Source organism: Solemya pervernicosa gill symbiont, from assembly GCF_002020875.1.
Taxonomy (GTDB): domain Bacteria; phylum Pseudomonadota; class Gammaproteobacteria.
In genome coordinates, this window is the sequence record NZ_MPRL01000015.1 from 100,022 (window position 1) to 120,500 (window position 20,479).

15 protein-coding genes and 2 pseudogenes are annotated in these 20,479 nt (G+C 55.0%); 6 read left to right on the forward strand and 11 right to left on the reverse strand.

Annotated features, from left to right (window positions below; genetic code table 11):
- Positions 1-76 precede the first annotated feature (76 nt).
- Entirely contained in the window at positions 77-2,590 is a 2,514-nt protein-coding gene (locus BOW52_RS05735; protein WP_078483136.1) for a glycogen/starch/alpha-glucan phosphorylase, read from the reverse strand.
- Between the two features lie 388 nt (positions 2,591-2,978).
- Here BOW52_RS05735 and BOW52_RS05740 point away from each other — a divergent pair, with 388 nt between their 5' ends.
- Both BOW52_RS05740 and BOW52_RS05745 read left to right on the forward strand, forming a co-directional pair.
- Positions 2,979-3,881 carry a hypothetical protein gene (locus BOW52_RS05740; protein WP_078483137.1) on the forward strand — a complete coding sequence of 301 codons (903 nt, stop codon included), beginning with the start codon at positions 2,979-2,981 and terminating at the stop codon, positions 3,879-3,881.
- A gap of 184 nt (positions 3,882-4,065) precedes the next feature.
- Entirely contained in the window at positions 4,066-5,313 is a 1,248-nt protein-coding gene (locus tag BOW52_RS05745; protein ID WP_078483138.1) for a diguanylate cyclase, read from the forward strand.
- A gap of 38 nt (positions 5,314-5,351) precedes the next feature.
- Here BOW52_RS05745 and BOW52_RS05750 read toward each other — a convergent pair whose 3' ends face one another.
- A complete protein-coding gene (locus BOW52_RS05750; RefSeq protein ID WP_135622088.1) occupies positions 5,352-6,488 on the reverse strand; it encodes an NAD(P)/FAD-dependent oxidoreductase in 1,137 nt (378 codons plus the stop codon).
- Positions 6,489-6,502: 14 nt separating this feature from the next.
- Here BOW52_RS05750 and rdgC point away from each other — a divergent pair, with 14 nt between their 5' ends.
- Positions 6,503-7,414 carry a recombination-associated protein RdgC gene (rdgC, locus tag BOW52_RS05755; protein ID WP_078483140.1) on the forward strand — a complete coding sequence of 304 codons (912 nt, stop codon included), beginning with the start codon at positions 6,503-6,505 and terminating at the stop codon, positions 7,412-7,414.
- A 309-nt stretch (positions 7,415-7,723) separates the two neighbouring features.
- On the opposite strand, the gene BOW52_RS05760 is transcribed toward rdgC, so the two are convergent.
- From BOW52_RS05760 to BOW52_RS05780, 5 genes are all read right to left on the reverse strand, one after another.
- Positions 7,724-8,911 carry a GGDEF domain-containing protein gene (locus tag BOW52_RS05760; protein WP_172840198.1) on the reverse strand — a complete coding sequence of 396 codons (1,188 nt, stop codon included), beginning with the start codon at positions 8,909-8,911 and terminating at the stop codon, positions 7,724-7,726.
- A 372-nt stretch (positions 8,912-9,283) separates the two neighbouring features.
- Entirely contained in the window at positions 9,284-12,223 is a 2,940-nt protein-coding gene (locus tag BOW52_RS05765; protein ID WP_078483142.1) for a CHASE domain-containing protein, read from the reverse strand.
- Between the two features lie 257 nt (positions 12,224-12,480).
- Complete coding sequence (locus BOW52_RS05770) at positions 12,481-13,062, reverse strand: DUF3501 family protein (protein ID WP_078483143.1); 582 nt, start codon at positions 13,060-13,062, stop codon at positions 12,481-12,483.
- A gap of 16 nt (positions 13,063-13,078) precedes the next feature.
- Positions 13,079-14,419, reverse strand: coding sequence for a heterodisulfide reductase-related iron-sulfur binding cluster (locus BOW52_RS05775; RefSeq protein WP_078483144.1), 1,341 nt, complete (start codon positions 14,417-14,419; stop codon positions 13,079-13,081).
- Positions 14,420-14,486: 67 nt separating this feature from the next.
- Positions 14,487-14,906, reverse strand: a complete 420-nt coding sequence (locus BOW52_RS05780; RefSeq protein WP_078483145.1) for a rubrerythrin family protein — start codon at positions 14,904-14,906, stop codon at positions 14,487-14,489.
- A 336-nt stretch (positions 14,907-15,242) separates the two neighbouring features.
- Here BOW52_RS05780 and BOW52_RS05785 point away from each other — a divergent pair, with 336 nt between their 5' ends.
- The gene (locus BOW52_RS05785; RefSeq protein WP_078483146.1) at positions 15,243-16,847 is read left to right on the forward strand and encodes a methyl-accepting chemotaxis protein; all 1,605 of its coding nucleotides are present in this window, start codon (positions 15,243-15,245) and stop codon (positions 16,845-16,847) included.
- A gap of 61 nt (positions 16,848-16,908) precedes the next feature.
- Here BOW52_RS05785 and BOW52_RS05790 read toward each other — a convergent pair whose 3' ends face one another.
- The gene (locus BOW52_RS05790; protein ID WP_078483147.1) at positions 16,909-17,799 is read right to left on the reverse strand and encodes a DMT family transporter; all 891 of its coding nucleotides are present in this window, start codon (positions 17,797-17,799) and stop codon (positions 16,909-16,911) included.
- Between the two features lie 112 nt (positions 17,800-17,911).
- Positions 17,912-18,525 (reverse strand): annotated as a pseudogene (gene msrA, locus BOW52_RS05795) (peptide-methionine (S)-S-oxide reductase MsrA); the annotation flags it as partial.
- 301 nt (positions 18,526-18,826) lie between these two features.
- On the opposite strand from msrA, the gene BOW52_RS17680 reads away from it, so the two are divergent.
- Together BOW52_RS17680 and BOW52_RS05800 are read left to right on the forward strand one after the other, a co-directional pair.
- Positions 18,827-18,949, forward strand: coding sequence for a hypothetical protein (locus BOW52_RS17680; RefSeq protein ID WP_269087635.1), 123 nt, complete (start codon positions 18,827-18,829; stop codon positions 18,947-18,949).
- Between the two features lie 133 nt (positions 18,950-19,082).
- The gene (locus BOW52_RS05800) at positions 19,083-19,493 is read left to right on the forward strand and encodes a hypothetical protein (RefSeq protein WP_078483148.1); all 411 of its coding nucleotides are present in this window, start codon (positions 19,083-19,085) and stop codon (positions 19,491-19,493) included.
- Between the two features lie 50 nt (positions 19,494-19,543).
- Here BOW52_RS05800 and BOW52_RS05805 read toward each other — a convergent pair whose 3' ends face one another.
- Both BOW52_RS05805 and BOW52_RS05810 read right to left on the reverse strand, forming a co-directional pair.
- Positions 19,544-20,191, reverse strand: coding sequence for a thiopurine S-methyltransferase (locus BOW52_RS05805; RefSeq protein ID WP_078483149.1), 648 nt, complete (start codon positions 20,189-20,191; stop codon positions 19,544-19,546).
- Positions 20,192-20,261: 70 nt separating this feature from the next.
- Positions 20,262-20,369, reverse strand: a pseudogene (locus BOW52_RS05810) (DUF2452 domain-containing protein); the annotation flags it as partial.
- Between the last annotated feature and the right edge of the window lie 110 nt (positions 20,370-20,479).

Here is a 20,479-nt window from a genome sequence, read left to right on the forward strand (position 1 = left end):
ATCTGACATATTCTTTACCGTGACATCTGGAAGTTAGTGAGCGGCCATTATACGCAAGCCGCGCCGTACTGCAGGCCTACTTACCGTTGAGCGGCAGCGGCGGCACCATCTCCAGCTTCCAGATCTGTTCGTTGTACTCGAGCATGGTGCGATCGGTGGAGAACTTACCGCTGGTAGCGCTGTTGATAATGCTCATCCGTGTCCAGCGTTCCTGATCCCTGTAGGCCTCTGAGACGCGCTGCTGCGCCTCGATATAGCTACTGAAATCGGCCGCCACCATCCACGGATCGTGTGGGCTGGAGATCGAGCCGATGATCGGATCGAAGAGCCCCGGTTCGAACTGGCTGAAGTGACCACAGCGCAGGAGCTGCATCACACGGCTGAACGCCTCGTCATTTTCAATAATCGACTGCGGATCGTAGCCTTCACGCTGCTCGTTAACCTGCTCGGCGGTGAGACCGAAGAGGAAGAAGTTATCATCGCCCGCCTCCTCGCGAATCTCGATATTGGCACCATCCAGGGTGCCGATGGTCACAGCACCGTTCATCATGAACTTCATATTGCCGGTGCCGGATGCCTCCTTACCGGCGGTCGATATCTGCTCAGAGAGATCGGTACCGGGGGCGATAATCTCCATCGCAGAGACGCGATAGTTAGGCAGAAAGGCAAGCTTGAGCTTGTCACCCACATCGGGGTCGTTATTGACCACGTTGGCGACGTTATTGACCAGCTTGATGATCAGTTTCGCCATCTGATAGCCGGGAGCCGCCTTGCCACCGATCAACACGCAGCGCGGGGTCCAGTTATCGGTATCGCCGCGCTTGATGCGGTCGTAGAGGTGGATCACATGCAGCACGTTGAGCAGCTGGCGCTTGTACTCATGGATGCGCTTCACCTGTACATCAAACATCGCCTCCGTATCGAAACGCACCCCGCAGTCGGCCTCAACCAGATCGGCCAGACGCTGTTTGTTCTGCTGCTTCACTGCGTGCCACTGCTTGCGGAATTTCGCCTTTGCTGCATGCGGAATCAGCTGCTTGAGCTGCGGCAGATCACAGACCCACCCCTCACCGATGGTCGCGTTGAGTAGCTCGCCGAGTGGACGGTTACAACCGGCCAGCCAGCGACGCTGGGTGACACCGTTGGTCTTGTTATTAAAACGCTCCGGCCAGAGCTGATAGAAGTCGTTGAAGAGTCCCTCGGTAAGCAACCGAGAGTGGAGTTCGGCAACACCATTGATGGAGAAGCTGCCGACGATGGCAAGATAGGCCATGCGGATCTGTGGATCCCCACCCTCTTCGATAATCGACATCCGGCGCATACGCTCGTTATCACCCGGCCAACGCTGTGCCACCTGAGCCATAAAGCGGGCGTTGATCTCGTAAATGATCTCCAGCAGACGCGGAAGTAGCTGTTTAAAGAGTGAAACCGACCAGCGCTCGAGCGCCTCGGGCAGCAGGGTGTGATTGGTATAGGCCATACTGCTGCTGGTGATCGACCAGGCCTGATCCCAGTCCATACCATGCTCATCCATTAATAGACGCATCAGCTCAGCAACCGAGATACTGGGATGGGTGTCGTTGAGCTGGAAGCAGCTCTTGGCAGCAAACTGGCTGAAATCATCGCCATGCAGGCGGCACCAGTCGCGAATCACATCCTTGAGGCTTGCCGAGGCGAGGAAGTACTGCTGGCGCAGCCTGAGCTCCTTACCGTTCTCACTGGCATCATTGGGGTAGAGCACCATGGTGATGTTCTCAGCGGCATTTTTAGCGGCCACTGACTCGGTGTAGTCACCAGCGTTGAACTCATCGAGATCGAACACGTCGGTGGCATCGGCCGACCAGAGCCGCAGGGTGTTAACGGTATCGTTTTTGTAGCCCGGTATCGGAATATCGTAGGGGACCGCCAGCACGTCGTGGGTATCGACCCAGCGCACCCGCATCTTGCCGCTGGCGTCACTGTAGAACTCGCTGCGCCCACCGAACTGGACCCGCTGGGTATATTCGGGTCGCTCCAGCTCCCAGGGGTTGCCGTCACGCAGCCAGTGGTCGGGCTCTTCAATCTGATGACCCTGATCGATATCCTGACGGAACATGCCGTACTCGTAGCGTATGCCATATCCCTTCACCGGCAGCTGCAGGGTGGCGCAGCTATCGAGAAAACAGGCGGCCAGGCGTCCCAGTCCGCCGTTGCCGAGTCCCGCATCGTGTTCGCTCTCGGCGATCTCCTCCAGCTCCAGGCCGAGCGTGTAGAGCGCCTTGGTGGTCTTATCGGTGATACCGAGGTTGAGCATCGCATTCCCTAGCGTGCGCCCCATCAGGAACTCCATTGAGAGGTAGTAGGAGCGGCGACTATCCTGCTCATCGTAGGCGTAACGTGTATTTTTCCAGCGATCCATCAGCCGGTCTCGCAGTGAGAGCGCCAACGCCACGTAGGGGTAGTGAGTAGAGCGACAGTTTTTGTCACGCCCCAGGGTACGTGCGAAGTAGTGGCGAATATCCTCCGCGATCGCCTTCGAACCGAGCCCCAGTGCGGGCAGTTCGGTCAGATCTTCACGGGGATTGCTCTTCTCAAGGGGTTTAAAGTTCATCGCTCACTCTCAACGGTTTGTTGTTGTCAGGCTGCTCAGGGAACAAGGCGCAGGCTTCCTAACCATAGACCCTATTTCTCATGCTGCGGTTAAGCCAGAAGCCGCGTATCAGCTGCGTTCTTCGGCCAATTTTTGCGCCATCCTAGCACCGACCACGCCAACAGCCGAGTGTTGCTAGAAATGATCGGTCGTATTCGCACGCTTTTGCATCAATTCGCACATGAGCGACGCACCACCGCACCAATAACAGACAAGCCAAGTTAGTTAATTACCAAATACTTATATTAATCAGAAACCTATACCGCAACGGCCTTTCTGAGTATGCTGCGTTGCAGAAAAGAACATAACAACTCACCAACACCTAATAAGAATGACCCGGAGGGACATCATGAGACTATTCCGACAACTACTGCTGGCTATCGCTGGACTTGCCATCGCCATTTCGGCAAACGCTGCAGAACGCCTACAGCCCTTTGTACTCGCCTCGACTGGCACTGGCGATGTGGCCACCAAGGTTGCCGAGGTTAAGGGCAAGCTCAAAGGCGCCGGCTTTGAAGTAGTTGGCGACTACACCCCCTATGCCGACACCACCATCGTCATTGTCACCAGCAGCGGTCTGAAAAAAGCGGCTGCCCAGTCTGAGTTTGGTGCCTACGGCGCGGTACAGCGCGTATCGGTCACCAAACATAACGGTGAGCTGCAGGTTGCCTATACCAACCCGATTTACATGTCTAACGCCTACCGCATGGAGGATGAGCTCACCTCAACCGGCACTGCGCTGAAAAAGGCGCTCGGTTCAAAGAAGGTCTACGGTTCGAAAAAGGGCCTCAAGGCGAAGAAGCTGCGCAAGTACCACTACATGTTTGGCATGCCCTACTTCGATGATCCGAGCATGCTGGCTGAGCACAAGAACTACAAAGCTGCCGTGGCCGCTGTAGAGAAGGGTCTGGCTGCTGGCAAGAGCGCTATCACCAAGGTCTACCGCGTCGACATTCCGGGCAAGGATGAGACCGTATTTGGTGTGGCTATGAAGGGCAACAAGATCGGCAAACCCTACCAGGACGATGAGTACATCATGAGCGAGATCGACTTCAAGGGTGTTCGCTCCAGTGCCCACCTCCCCTACGAGCTGGTCGTCTCGGGCAATAAGGTCTACGCCCTCTCGGCCAAGTTCCGCATTGCGATGAACTTCCCCGATCTTAAGATGATGGGTGATAACAGCTTCATGAATATCATGGAGTCACCCGGAGCCGTCGAAGATGCGCTGGAGGCCGTTGCTGCCGGCAACTAATCAGACACCACCGAATACCGTTGTTTGAGAGGGCCCGCAAGGGCCCTCTCTCATTTCTGCACCGCAAAAAATCACCACTGTGCGTACCGTTATATTTCCTCACACATCGGTGATACTGTTCTCTACTAGTATCGGTACATCGCATCCCGGTTATCACTATCAGCAGAACATTTAAGTGAGCTCTATGGAACGCATTTTAATCGTAGAAGACAGCAAGATGATGGTTCAGGTATTGAGCCATATGGTGCGCAAGGAGCTTGGATTTGAACCGGTTGTCACCCAATCGATGGCCGATACCATCGAACTGATGGATGGCGGTGACACCGACTTCCTTGCCGCCATACTCGATCTAACCCTGCCCGATGCACCCCGTGGCGAGGTGATTGACCATGTATTGGCAAAGAACATTCCAGCGATTGTTCTCACCGCCACCTTCGACGAGAACAAACGTGAAGAGATTCTGAAAAAGAACGTGGTCGACTATGTGGTCAAAGAGAGTCGTTACTCCTATGACTATGTGATGCGTCTGATCGGCCGCCTCGATCGTAACCGCCGCATCACGGCGATGGTGGTTGATGATTCGAGGACTGCACGTGGCTTTGTTAAGTCACTGCTACGCCAGCACAACTTCAATGTGGTCGAGGCCTCCGATGGCAAGCAGGCGCTGGTTACCCTGCACGCCAACCCCAACACCCGCCTGGTGATCACCGACTACAACATGCCGGTAATGGACGGTTTCGAACTGACCACCACCATTCGCAAGGAGTTCGATAAAGACGCGATGGCTATTATCGGGCTCTCCGGTCAGGGCTCACCCACCCTTTCCGCCAAATTTATCAAAAATGGTGCTAATGACTTTCTTTCCAAGCCCTTCTCTCACGAGGAGTTTTACTGCCGGGTGATGCAGAACATGGAGGCGATCGAGAATGTCGATACGATCAAAGATGCCGCCAACCGCGACTATCTGACCCGCCTCTTCAATCGTCGTTACTTCTTCGAGATGGGACGTGAGAGCTATCATGATGCGGTGAATAACGGCACGCCTCTCTCAATCGCCATGGTCGATATCGACCACTTCAAGAAGATCAACGACGGTTTCGGCCACGATGCCGGTGATGTCGTACTAAAACGAATGTCCGAACTGCTTGATGAACAGTTTGGTGTGGATCAGCTGGTGGCCCGCTTCGGTGGTGAGGAGTTCTGTATCCTCTTTGATGGTAGTGAGCTGGGCGATGCAGAGAACCAACTCGAGGCGTTCCGCACACTCATTGAACAGACCACCGTTGAGACCGAAGCCGGCCCCGTCAATTTCACCATTAGCGTCGGCGTTACCGAGAGCCTCTCCGATAATATCGATGCAATGATCAAAGTCGCCGATGAGTATCTCTACCGCGCCAAGGAGACGGGTCGCAATCAGGTGATAGGCGGGTAACCATCTACGAGACTCAGCTCACTCCAGTTGCATACTGCTCAGTGGCACAGTGTCTGGTAGCGAGCGATATCAACCGTATCAGGCAAAGGCCGGCCTTCAAGCAGATAGTCAGCCATTCGTTCGCCATGCCAGGGAATCAACAGTGAACCCTTGGAGCCAAAACCGTTAAAACTGAAGAGCGGCGACTGCTCTGGGTGGACACCCATTAGCGGCATCTTATCGCGAGTCCCTGAGCGCACACCGGCACGGTGGCTGATCAACTCAAGCTCATGGGGATCGATAAGCAACTCATTCAACGACGCCAGTAGCCGCTCGCGCTCCTCCTCGGACGTCTCCTCATCGAAGTGCTCCCGATCGTAGCTAGCCCCCAGACGCCAGTTGCCATCGTGAAGCGGTATCAACCACTTGCCAGCGTTAACCATCAGCTCGAACGGTTGTCGATCAGGCTTGAGCGTTAAAATCTCACCCTTGGCGGGCTGTAGTGGCAGCCAACCGAACCAGGGGTTATCCATCACCCGATACCCCTCACAGAAAACCAGCCGCTGCGCAGAAACATCACGCCAGCAGACGCCATCAGTATGAGGCTCAATCTCAGCATAGTCGATCTCCGACTCAAGCCATGCACCCTGCTGTTGTAGCCAGTGGCGTAACGTGCACATCAACAGGTTGGTATCAAGATAGCCACTCTGTGGCTGAATATACCCCCCCAGTGGACCCTTAATCCCCGCTGGCAGCTCAGCTGACGTGAGCCGCTCGCCGAGCCAGGATGCGTAGTCGGGATCGGCATAGCGCTTCTGCCACGCCTCGACCTCACGCTCACTCGCAAACAGGCGCAACATCGGTTTGGCATGGTAGAGCTTCACACCAAACTGCTGCTCCAGCTCAGCGTAACAGTCGAGTGCTGCGGGCAGCAGCTGCTCAACACCCCTCGTCTTCACCAGCCGCATCCCTGTGACCGGATTGATCAGCCCCGCGGCAGCACGAGAGGATGCGTTTCGATGGCCATTGTCGACCACCAACACAGAGACTCCCCGCTGCAGCAGTCGCCAGGCCAACAGCGAACCGGCGAGTCCCTGGCCAACGATGATCAGATCAAAATTCATCGATAGATCGTAGCCGATGTTGCTGGTCATGACATCGCCCATTGGCCATAATGCCCGCTCATTTTTCAACACGACGACCTACCGCCATGTGGTTCAAGAACCTGCTGCTCTACCGCTTCTCCCAACCCTTCGAACTCAACGCCGAGGCGCTCAATGAGGCGCTGAGTCAACATGCGGCTCACCCCTGTGGTCGTCACGAGCTGACCAGCTACGGCTGGGTCGAGCCGCTCGGTCGCCACGGCAGTCAACTGATCCACGCCACTAACAGCAATCTAATGATCTGTGCCCGCAAAGAGGAGAAGGTGATTCCAGCTGCGGTGGTGCGCGACCTGACCGAAGAGAAGGTCATTGCGATTGAGGAGAGCGAAGGTCGCAAGGTACGCGCCAAGGAGAAACGTGCGATGCGCGACGAGATCATGCACGACATGATCAACCAGGCCTTTACCCGTTCGAGCCAGACCTACGCCTATATCGATGCCAAGGGTGATTGGCTGATCGTCGATGCCTCCTCGCCAAAACGGGCAGAGGAGCTGCTGGTGTTACTGCGCAAGTCGGTCGGTTCACTGCCGGTAGTACCGGCTGCGACCCAGCAATCTCCCGCCGTAGTCACCACCCGTTGGCTACAGCAGGGAGGCGCTGAACTCCCATTCGAGTTGGGTGATGAGTGCGAACTACGCGAACCGGGTGAAGATGGCGGCGTGGTACGCTGCCGCAAACTCGACCTGACCGGCGATGAGGTACAGACCCATCTCAACAACGGTCGTATGGCGGTCAAATTGGCTGTTGAGTGGAATGAGCGCCTCAGCTGCATCCTCACCGAGGAGCTGGCGGTCAAACGATTGAAGTTTCTCGACATCGTCGAGGAGGAGGCGCAGCTGGAGGATATCGACGACTACGCCACCCGCTTCGATACCGATTTCTCGATCATGGCGCTGGAGCTGTCGCGCTTTATACCCGCGTTAATGAAGACCCTCGGCGGAGTTACACCCACCGAGTGAGCAAGTGGCGTTCTCTTCCTATAGTTCAGGTCATCATCTATTCTGGGCACAAACGACCCAGCATTGATCTTCGCTCTAAGAGAGCACCCTAAAAGTTACCGTCACCAAATATTAGTAGCGGCTCATCGTTATTGGTAAATACGTAATGATTAACACCAACCGGGCCTACGCCATCGCCCTACTGCTAAGTACTGCATTCGTTGCATTGGAAGCGGATTTTGACGTAACGGGCTTCATACTCGATTCCTAAACCACACACATCCGACGATGCCGAATCGGAGTTGTATTTCAATGCAGGAGTGATCGCGGCTAGTCAGCCCCATCCTCCGCATGACAGATGATACGATTACGCCCCTGCTCCTTTGCGAGCAACATAGCGGTATCAGCCTGAATGACAAGCTCATCAGCGCTGAGCGTAGTGTGGGGAGCGTAGTATGTGCAGCCTAAACTGAGAGTGATAGAGATGTGACCTGCGCTGGTTAGCAGGGGCGTATCCCCAACGGCGGCGTGAATGCGTTCTGCTACCTGTGTAACACCACGACTACTGTCCGTTCCAACCAGAACGGTAAACTCTTCACCACCCCAACGATACTCGCTATCGGTACTTCGCAGCGCACTCTTGATTCGTTCAACAGCACCTTGCAGAGCCTCATCGCCGACGGTGTGGCCGTAGCGATCGTTGATGGATTTGAAGTAATCGATATCGATAAAGATTAATCCAAAACCTACCCCTGTTCTTGCACTCTCCTCCATCTTTTGACTCAAACCCTGATCAAAACCTCTCCTGTTACCCACCCGAGTCAGATTATCGATTGTCACCAGATCACGCATTTCACGCTCCAGGTGCAGCGCCAGTACTGTAGTCACCTCCTTGGAAGCCGACTCAATATTTAGCAAATGATCGATCATCTGCTCTGGACGCTGCTGCACAGAGAACGCCAGGAGCTGCTTGGCAATCTCATGCAGGCGATCGTGTGCTGCCACAAACCCGCTACGTAGCTCTGGGTCAATCAACTCGAAGCCCCCCGCCGCAAGCCACTGCCCAAGATGGCAGTCACTGCTGTCGAGAGGTAACTCATCAACGCCTTCACGCTCACCAAGCGCCAGTGAGTAAGCATGCAACTTCCAGCTCAGATGGTCGATATAGGCTTGCCCTAGAGGGCTGGGTTGAGCGCTCGACATAGAGTCGGTTAGCGCCCGGATACGAGTAATCTCAGAGTCAGCGCTTGCACGCAGATGATCAAGGGTATCTGCTATGTGGTATACCACGGCAAAGACCGCTTGAGAGAGATCGACCAGCTTGCACATCACCCCGGCCAGCGCATTCGACTGATTATTACCCACATTGTGGAACAACATTCGAAGCCGGCTACTGGCAGCGATTGAGAGCGTGGCATCAACTCCGCTGCGATGCCAGTTAATCGCCTGCAGATAGAGTACCGAAACGAAGGAATCATCGTAATAACCCTTCAAGAGAGTTTCGATGAAATTTGGCAATAGAACAGGTTCATCCTTATGCTGTTCGACCTTGCCCAAATACCAGTCCGAAAAATGTCTTTCAATAAAGTATATTCGCTGCTGCAGGTACCCCCGATACCTCTTCAGAAGCGCACTATCACCTTCGGTAAAATCAACCATCTGCTGAAGCTTTATCAAATCAATCAACTTTATCCACCAGCTTGATAGCCAGCCCCCTATTTCGATATATCAAGCAACTATTAACAGCCTCCCTGCACAACCCACTTCTTCCCTGGAGACCATTTTGAGGCTAGCTTATTGCTATTGAAATTAATAGAACGTTGGTCGTATCTGCACAACCTGATGGCTGATTTCCGTCGGTCATATTCTGTGGTAGCCAGCCTGGAAGGCTCACCACGCAGTACCTTCACGCTCAATCAAGGCCACACAGGCATCGACCACCGCACTATCGTACCAACTGCCGCGATGTTTATTGATCTCCTCCATGGCGAAGTCGATTCCGAGCGTAGGACGATAAGGCCGGTGTGAATCGATCGCCTCGACCACATCGGCCACAGCGAGAATGCGCGCCTCGATGGGAATCTCATCGCCCTTTAGCCCCTGCGGATAGCCGCTGCCATCGAGACGCTCGTGGTGCATCAGCACCATATTGCCCACCGGCCAGGGGAAGTCGATCTCCTTAATGATATCGTGGCCCACCCTGGGGTGGCTCTTGATGATCTCAAACTCGGCATCGGTCAGTTTTCCTGGCCGATTGAGGATCTCGGCTGGCACATAGATCTTGCCAATATCGTGAATGGTCGCGCCGAGTGCAAGGCCGATAACACTGTTCTCATCCATCTCCATTTCGTTCGCGATCGCCGTGGCCAGTAGCGCCACACGCTGTTGATGACCGGCGGTGTAGGGGTCGCGCACCTCAATAGCACTAGCGATCGCCTGAACCGTCTTCTGCGTGCTTCTCTCCAGCTTAACCACCACCTCATGCTCAGCCTGCTCGGCATGCTCACGCTTCTCCTTGCTGCGTAGTGAGACGATACCGTACGAAAGGTCGCTGGCCAGCTCGCTTAACAGCTCGATCTCCTCCTCAGAGAAGGCATCAGGATCAGACGCTGCAATCGTTAATCCACCCAATACTCGCCCATCATGGATAAGCGGAAAGGAAAGAATCGAATGGTAGTCGTACTTGATCGCCAGATCCTTACAGGCCTTGCAACGCGCTTTCTTCTGCGCATCCCGATTGATCTGAATTTGACTATTGCGGATCGCGACCGCAGTCATATTCTGCCCCTGTTCGGTATCGGACCAGGTCATCCCCAACTCTACTACATCCGCTTCAGTCATCACCCCGGCACGACCAGCCACCTTAATGCTTTTCTCGGTGTCATCCTGTTTTAAGCCAACCATAGCCAAGGGGTAGGACTCCTCGTGGCAGATCAATTCACACGCCTTCTGCAGCAGGGATGATTCATCCTGTGCATGGACCAACGTCTGGTTGCTGGCGCTGACTACGCGGCGCGCCCTAATTTCATGCTCAAGCTGTTTCTCCATCTCTTTCCGCATGGAAATATCGCGAACGGTGGCCTGAATTACCTCCTTGCCCTTGATCGGTACACGGCTGAGCAGCACATCTGCTGTGAAGAGCTCACCACTCTTCCGTGTGTGCAGCCACTCAAAGAAGAGCATGCCTTGAGTTGAGGCTTGTGCGACTTTTTCTATAGCTAGCTGTACTGTCTCTCCATTGCTCTGTCTCTCCGGTGAAAGATCAGCAGGCCGCAGCCCTTGCATTTCATCTATCGAATCAAAGCCAAATAGCTCTACGGCAGCACGATTAACATCGAATATTGAATGAGACTCATCTAAAAGCATAAGGGCATCGGCCGATGTTTCAAATAGAGCGCGGTAAGATTCCTCACTCTCTTCCAGCGCCTGCCGTACCTTTTTCTGCTCACTGATATCCCTGATGATATGCATCGAATATTGATAGGCACCAGCAGCGTCGCGAATAGAGTAGGCTCGTGACAGATAGCTACGCCCATCCGAAGAGGTGAACTCCTCCTTCTCCTCGTTATTTTTCTCTTTAAGTGCCTTCGAGCATGATTCGAGCGGCCCCTCCCTGAGTGGGAAGAAGTGCCAGTAGGGCTCACCGATAAAGTCCTGATATTCGACCCCCACCTCCTTGGCATAGGCCCGGTTTGCACGCAGGATTCGCCCCTCTCCATCGTGCAGAAAGATCGCATCAACGACCGTATCGAAGGCATCAACCCACTGACGGTGGGCAAGCTCAATCTCTCTGCTCTGCACCTTCAGCGCTTCATGGCTGCGCATCAGCGTTTCTGTCATCTCTTCAGTGGATATTCTTCGTTGCACCTCCAGGTAGCGAAGTACTGCCAGTAGTAGGGTGATCAACATACCGCCGAAGATGACCCCCCACGGCGATTTCATGTTAGCAAGAATGGGTGCATCAAGCGGGGGGCACATTTTGACCGACCACTGCCGCTCCAACACCGTCAGATGTACTTCAGAATGGATGGCACAGTTCGTCTTGCCGGCGGCAGGAAGGCGTTCTTCTATAATCTCCGGATTTAGCGGATCGGTGATATCAGTCACCTGAAGCCACTCGTCGGTATGCACGTGGGTATGTTGCAACAGGTCCGATACACGGTAGACGCCAAGCACAAAACCCTCCACCACGCCGCCAAAGGTCGGAGAGATGATTAAAAATGCCTTCTGCTCTCCAGCCTCCTGAACGAGCGTGATCGGTGCCGTTGCCTGCGCCATACCGCTCTGAGCAACGAGACGCAGGGTCGCCAAACGCTCAGTTTCAGATGCCAAATCGAAACCCAGCGCCATCTCATTGCCGGCGAGCGGCTCCACATAGTAGACAGGAAAATATTCGTCCCGCTCTCCTGCGACCGACATCACACCCTGCCGGTCGCGTTCAGTTATACGGAAGTTTTCTAGCCCCTCCTCCCTCGCCAGCCGCTCAAAGCGATTACGGTCACCAGCAGAGACTCGTGGGATCCACTCCAATGCCTGAATCTCGGGGTGGAGCTGCAGTAAAGGCTGTGTAAACAGTGAAAAATCTTCTCGTGAGGGTCGACCGGAAGTATTCAGGTGGGCTGACGTAGCAACTACCAGGTCGATATTACGGTGTACTGCTTCTTCAAGATTTCGGACATGCAGCGCGACATGGTTCTCCCAGGCAATCATGGTCGATGCATGACGATTCGACTGCTCCGAGAAGTAGGCTACCACCGTGAAAAGCGTACCGATCAGCAGCACCAGAAGTGTTGCATGCTGAGTGTGAACGAACTGCCTTTCTCGTGACATGCCGGATATCCGAAATATTTAAACGCAGGAAGCAGGCCGCACGGCCTATCCATCAGCGCCATCAGTAAAGATGCCTAGCTTTTACAGCAGTAGTTGACGCAACGCACTTGGGTGAGAGACTGGGACACCGTGCTTCCTATCCCACACAAACATCCACCTTATAATAGATACTGTAAGTAGCTGGCTTACTCACCCAGCGAGTATAGCCCTTTCCCTTATAAATAGTAGTGATAACTATTCATTACCCTTATAAGAACTCACTGAACATCGGCTGCAATCGCCTGACGCTCAGCCACCGAGAGAAGCGCTGAAGCGCTGTAAGCCGGGTGTTCGATTGCCGCCGCGATCGCCGCACCCTGCTTAACAGCCGCAACCACCTCACCACTCAGCTCAAAACGAACGAAGTGGACCGCAGCAGTCTTATCCTCCGTCTCTCGACCAAGATCCTCATTGGCGACAGGATAGACTCGATCAAACCCCTCCACCTGCATATAGAGTGATCGTTCCACCCCGAGCAGCTGTGTCAGTGCGCGCCGACGCTCTGCCTCATCTTCATACTCAAGCATGAAGCTCGCCTTCCAATTACTACCGTCAGGGATCAGCGGGTTATAAACCTCCAATTCATCCTGAATAGCGTCGACCTCAAATATTCGCTCAATACGCAGCATCTCCTGGACCTGATACTGCATCGTCAGCGCATCCTCAAAGTAGAGCGTTGCATGCTCCCCAATGGCCACACGACGGCTCTTTTTGTGCTCCATCACCCGGGCACGAAATTCGTTACGCTGCTCGGCATACTGCTCCAGGCTGAGCAGATCAGTGCGTGTCAGCGGGCTCATTGATCGCTCTCAACCATTAGATGGCGTAGGCCTTGCGCAGCAGACTCATCGGGTGCTGCGTCTCGCTGCCATCATCCATGCCGTGCTCAATATGGTGGCCCGCCATCGGGCAGTCACTGCCGTAGTAATCGGCCTTGGCATGTTTAACGGCAGCCACCACAGGACGCCCGATTTTCATCGCTGTCTGATGAAACTCGCGCTTCACTGCATAGGTCCCGTCGTGGCCCGAGCAGCGCTCAATCGCTGTCACCTCTGTGTCGGGGATCAGTGACAAAACCTCACGTGTCTTGGAACCCACATTCTGCACCCGCTGATGACAGGCGGCGTGATAGGCAACCTGACCGAGTGGCTGTTTGAACTCCGTATTGAGTTTGCCCACCCTATGGCGATGTATCAGATATTCGAAGGGATCGAAGATCGCTTCACTGACCCGCTTTACATCGGCATCCTCGGGGAATATCAGCGGTAGCTCTTGTTTGAACATCAATACACAGGAGGGGATGGGGGCGACGATATCCCAGCCCGCTTCGATCATCTCTAGCAGCACTGGGATATTGGCCTCCTTGGCACGCCGCACCGACTCCAGATCGCCCAATTCCATCTTCGGCATGCCGCAGCACCGCTCTCGATGTGCCAGCGTAACCGGAATCTTGTTGTGTTCGAATACTACGGTGAGGTCCTCATTGACGATCGGTTCGTTGCGATTGCCATAACAGGTGGTAAAGAGCACCACCCGCCCCTGTGTGGGTCCTGCAGCATCTCCGTTACTATCGCTGCTGTGTAGCCTCGCCAGCCGCTTACGTGCTGTTTTCGAGAAGAATTCGGGCAGACGGGCCTCGGCATGTACTCCCAGCACCGTCTCGAGTAGCTTGCGTGCAGGCTTCAGTCGATTGGTGCTATTAACAACACCAGAGATAATCGGAATCCCTGCCAAAGCACCGACCGCATCGGTGCTAGTGAGAATTTTATCGCGAGTTTTAATCTCACCCTTTTTATACCTCACCGCCTTGGCACGCAGCATCAGATGGGGGAAATCGATACCCCAGGGGTGCGGCGGGGTGTAGGGACATTTGCTCATGAAGCAGAGGTCGCAGAGATAGCAGTGATCGACCACCTGCCAGAAATCGGACTTCTCGACCCCATCGACCTCCAGTGTCGGCGACTCATCAACCAGATCGAAGAGCGTGGGAAAGGCATTGCAGAGACTGACACAGCGACGACAACCGTGGCAGTGATCGAAAACGCGCTCCAGCTCATCGAACAGATCGGTCTCTTCATAGAAAAGTGGCCCTTTCCAGTCGACCGGATGGCGTGTCGGCGGTTCAAGGTTTCCCTCTCTCTTTGCGGTCACGATCATGCTCCCTGTTAACCAAATCATTAGTGCATTACAAATATGCCCGCCATGAAAGACAGGCTAATCTCAGTTACGTATCCAACTCATTGATCGCCTTCTGATATCGGTTGGCATGAGAGCGCTCCGCCTTGGCCAGCGTTTCAAACCAGTCGGCAATCTCCTCAAAACCCTCTTCACGGGCCTGCTTTGCCATACCTGGATACATATCGGTGTATTCATGGGTCTCACCAGCGACGGCGCTCTTGAGGTTATCGGCCGTTCCGCCAAAGGGCATGCCAGTGGCGGGATCACCACTCTGCTCCAGATATTCGAGATGGCCATGTGCATGTCCCGTCTCACCCTCTGCGGTGGAACGAAACAGAGCTGCCACATCGTTATATCCCTCGATGTCCGCCTTTCCGGCGAAGTAGAGGTAGCGGCGATTGGCCTGTGATTCGCCGGCAAATGCATCTTTTAGATTCTGTTCAGTACTGCTGCCTTTCAGTTCCATGGTGCGTCACCTCGCTACGTCTCATTCCGTACAAAAATTACCGCGGCAGAAGAAATGTAGACCTGCGCTCTGGATCTGTACATTGGCAAATTCCTATATCGCTGATCTGTTTTTTATATTGATTCTCATAAATAACCACAAATGGGTAGGGATTACTGACCATCTACCCAAATTTCCAGCGCACCATCGTGGCGTTTTATCCTATGCTGCTTCAGAGATAGTAGATTTGGCCGCTAATTTCTGAACCAGCGACAATTTCTGGCCATCACCAAAAGATCGAATTCAGTAAATTTATGAAGTGCGGACCATGGGCCGCAGAAGAACCAGGAGTTGAACATGCGCGAGATGCAACGAAACATCGCCAACCTAATTCAGAAGATTCTAAAGCTGCTGGGGCTGAAAACCCTCGATGCCCAGTTCCTCTTCTCCTACATGTTGATATTCGCCTTCGCCTCTGTTGGAGCCGCCTCGCTCTACTTCAGCCTCGGTTCCGACGCGACCTCTATCAACGTTGCCGGTCGCCAGCGCATGCTGAGTCAGAAGGTCGCCAAAGAGGCGATGCTCGCTGCACAGAAGGTTGAATCACTACAGGCGGTCGAGAAGACCATCGCGCTGTTCGAATCCTCCCACAACGCCCTGCTACAGGGTGATAAGAAACAGAAGATCGACGCCGTAAAAGCAAAGCCGATCATCGATCAGCTCAAACACGTCGAGCAGCTCTGGGGTAAGTACAAGGTTCATATCCTCTCCTACAGCAACAATCCGACGGATACCGCTCTGAATGCGATCCACAAACAGTCACCGGTGGTATTAAAAGAGATGAACAAGGCGGTCGGCATGATGGCCGCCGAATCTAACGCCTCGGTCCAGTCACAGCAGCGGCTGGCGATGGCCATGACCTTTGGTATTTTGCTTCTGGTAATACTCGGTCGTATGTACGGCATGTCGTGGCTGATGCATCAGATCGACGATCTACGTAACAAGATCCGCGCCGTCAGTCAGGGGGACTTCACCCAGCGCCTTACCGTTATCGACCACGAAAATGAGATCGGCCACATCTTCGATGCCTATAACACCATGCTGGAGCAGGTGGGTGAGATCGTCGGCGGCGTGAATCGCATTGCCCATGAGGTCGGTGAGGGCACCTCAAACGTGATGACCATGCTCAACGAAACTGAAAGCGGTGTGCGCCAACAGCACTCCGATATCGAGCAGGTCGCCACGGCGATGAACGAGATGGCGGCCACCGTACAGGAGGTCGCACGCAACACTACCCAGGCGACTGAAGCAGCCACTACGAGTAACAGCGAGGCGCAGAACGGGCGCAACGTCGTATCACGCACCATGGATAGCATCAGCAACCTTGCCAACCAGATAGAAGAGGCCTCTGGTGTCATGTCGAAACTGGAGGCCGATAGCCTCGAGGTCGGGCAGGTGCTTGAGGTAATCAAGGGCATTGCCGAGCAGACCAACCTGCTGGCACTCAACGCGGCCATCGAGGCGGCGCGAGCGGGTGAGCAGGGTCGTGGTTTTGCCGTGGTCGCCGACGAGGTTCGCACTCTGGCTCAGCGTACCCAGCAGTCGACCGAAGAGATTCGCAATATCATTGAACGTCTGCAGGGACAGGCACGCTCTGCGGTCAGTGTGATGTCACAGAGCCAGGAGCAGGCGCAGTTGAGCGTGACTCAGACCGCCGAGGCGGGTGGAGCCCTCGACTCTATTGTGACCTCGGTCTCAACCATCACCGAGATGAATACCCACATTGCCACCGCCGCCGATGAGCAGAGCAAGGTGGCTGAGGAGATGGATCAGCGCATTACCAATATTGCGGCCGTTGCCGACCGTACCACCCAGACTGCGCAGGAGACGGTGAGTGCCACCGGCGTGATCAACGAGCAGATGGACCAACTGGAGACACTGGTTAACCGCCTGAGAACCTGATTCTTTCCCTTACCACCACAAAACGGGCCTCACAGCCCGTTTTTTTATGTCTCCGTTTCGATCAACTCTCTGTAACCGGCTCGGTTGTACCCCCACATCGAGTGCCACCACGCCGGCGCAGCACCAGCAGTCCCGCCACAACAATCAACGTCGCACCGACTATAAACGGCAGATCGAGTAGCTCACCCCAAAAGAGGTAACCGTAGAGCGCACCAAAGGCGACAGAAAAGTAGGTGAAGGGAGCGATACAGGCCGCCTCCGCCACCGCATAACCTCGTGTCAGCAGCAACTGCCCCAGAGTACCGACCACCCCCATCAACAGCAGCAGACGCCACTCATCGACATCGGGCGTGCGCCAGACGGCGGTCGCTGGAAATGCCGAAACCAGCGTGGCTATCAAGGTGAAGTAGAAGACGATACGGAATGAGGGTTCACTGCGTCCCAGCCGCCGTACCGTCACCTTTGCCAATGCCGCCAGCAGACCACCCAACAGCCCGACCAGTGCCACGGCGCTGAATTCACCTTCCGGGCGGAGAATCAGGATCACCCCGGCAAAACCGATCGGCAGTGCAATAAAGGCGTAGCGCGAGCCACTCTCACGCAGCCACCACCAGGCGATTAGCGGCATGAAGAGGGGGGAGGTCATCTTCAGCAACATACCCTCAGCCAGCGGCAGATGGGCGAGCGCATAGAAGAAGCAGTACATCGCTCCCAATCCCAACAGTGAGCGCAGCAGGTGAAGATGCCAGATATCGGTCTTGAGGCTCTGGCCACGATAGCGAAGCAGCAAAGGCAACAGCACCAGAAGCCCCATCGCATTACGCATGAAGACCACCATCTCGTTGGGTAGCCCTACCGAGAGCGCTTTCACCGAGGCCGCCATGGTGGCGAACATCAGCTCCGAGGCGACGATCAGCAGCGCCCCGAGCAGCAGATTCTGTCGATAGCGCATGCTAAGACCTATTAACGCTGGGCGTTCGCATAGTGTTAACCACCCCTGGTCAGTAGGGGACGCCGGTCCCGCCGAGACCGCAGTAACCGCAGTAACCGCAGTAACCGCAGTAACCGCAGTAACCGCAGTAACCGCCTGGATTCTTGGCCAGATACTGCTGGTGGTAACCCTCCGCGTAGTAGAAGTGTGGGGCATCGATAATCTCGGTGCTGATCTCACCCACCCCCTTCTCACTCAAGGCGTGCTGGTAGTGCAGCTTCGAGACGAGCGCCGCCTCGCGCTGGGGATCGGTAAAATAGTAGATGCCGGAGCGGTACTGGGTACCGATATCGTTACCCTGGCGCATCCCCTGGGTTGGGTTATGTGAGGACCAGAACGTCTCCAGCAGCCTCTCATAACTAATCTGCACAGGATCGTAGACCACCAGCACCACCTCGTTGTGACCGCTCTTGCCGCTGCAGACCTCCTCATAGGTGGGGTTGGGGGTGTAACCCGCCGCATAACCGACCGCAGTGGCGTAGACCCCCTCGAGCAGCCAGAAGCCACGCTCCGCCCCCAGAAACAGCCCATACCGAAGATCGCCCGCTCACAGCCCTCCGGGAAGGGGGGAACAATCCGATTACCGTTAACGAAATGGTTCGGTTCGATCGCCATCGCCTCTGCACGCCCCGGCAGCGCCTGATCCTCGCCAACCATCACCTGCTTGTCACCCAATCTTTTGTACATAGCGCTCACTCCACAGCTATATTCTCATTAGCACCAGTGTGCACGCCCCAACCGGCTTATCAACCTTAATAGTGCGGGGTTACTCACACTGAAGAATTACCGGCTATCTTTCTCTTAGCCCTGCCGCAACTACTGAGACCTTTGCAATGGCCAGATACAGTAACAAGCAGCAACCGTTGAGCGTCTCCATCGCTCTGAGGAGAGCATCAACGATGCACAGCTGGCGCTTGAGCGGGGCGGCGTCTGGCTCACCATCGAGTTCGATCACAGCTGCGCACTCTACTACCTGACACCCGACGAGTTGATCGCCTGGATCGAGGGAACGCCGATCGGTGAGATCGCCAGCTTCCCTGAGCTCGATGATGCCCGCTGCCGTGAAGCCTACAAACTCTTCGAGGCAAAACTACGCAAGGTTATTACCTGAATTTTCGCCTCAGCAACCAGCCTAACCTCCCATAGAAAGCCCCTTTGCCAGAGATAGAATGGCAACGCCATGCTGTGGTTTTGATGCAGCTGGTTACCAATAACAATCAAAAATGAAATTGAAGAATGATCAAATGGAAATCAGACGTAAACTACTTACCTTCCTCATCACACCACTCGCACTCGTGTTGCTACTGCCGCTGCAGGCACAGGCACAGGCAGGGGATTCGCTGAGCGGAGATGAGATCAAGACACTCTTCACCGACAAAACCTTTGACGGCGTCAATCACAACAGCGGCTCGTGCTTCAAGAACTACGCCTCTCCCAAGGGAGCCTGCCTAGTCCACTACCTCTCTGGCAAGAAGAGTGGTGAGACGGTCGAGATCGCGTGGAAGGTCAAAGGTGACATGCACTGCTGCGTTAAAAAGGGGAAGAATATCTGTGGCACCATCACCAACGAGGGTAACGGCGTCTACCACAAGATACTGGAAAATGGCGTACACCTGCAGACCTACAGCAACGTCAACGAGGGCAATCAGCTCTAGTTACAACCTGCCCACAAAAAGCCCGGCCATGGCCGGGCTTTTTTATCAGTTCATGAGAGACGATAGAGCCGCTCCACCATCGAGGTTACCCCACGCTTGGCAAATTGCGGGTTCTCCGCCAGCACATCGATCTCCTGAACCATCTCAATCTCGCTATCGGCAAAGAGTCGTCGCACCTCACCGTCATCAACCGCAAAGGGGGGACCGGACATCTCCTGCTGCGGATAGTCGAGCGTTACCAGCAGGCTTTTCGCACCGTCCGGTGTAATAGCTTTCAGGTGCGTTGCGTACCGCTCTCGCATCTCCACCGGCAGCGCCACCAGCGAGGCGCGGTCGTAGATCGCCGCCACATCGATTAGGTCGTTGGCCGTCAGATCGAAGAAGTCGCCACACAGCACTACCAGACCGTCACTCTCCCAGCGTTCAAAACCCTCCTGTGATGAACGCTCAGCAGCGATTTCGTTCTCGCTGAAAAACTGCTCAACCGCCAGCTCGCTGAGCTCCACACCGATCACCCGGTAGCCCTGCGAACGCAACCAGAGCATGTCGCGACTCTTGCCGCAGAGGGGTACGAAGATGGTGCCACCCTCAGCCACACCCAGCTGATCCCAGTACTGCTCGAGGTGCAGATTGACCTCATCCTGGTGAAAGCCGATCTCGTTGTTCTGCCAGCGTGTTTTCCAAAACTCACTGTCCATCGTGTGACTCCTCATGTTCGTTGCCCAGCAGTTGCTCGAGCAGCGTTTCGCTCGACTCATCCGCCTTGATCTATTCTACCGCCGTCCAGCTCATATCATTCTCCAACCGATAGCTGCCCAGATAGGCGTGCGGCGGCTCGCCCCACTCCTGCGGCGAGAGCATCGAGAAGTAACGCTCACCGCTCCCCTTCGCTGACCGCCATGGATAGCGAAGCGAAGGCGGTTAGTCCGCGATAGTCGACGCCGTCTGCCTATTCGTAGTTGAGAGCGTGAGCGAACGACGGAGAA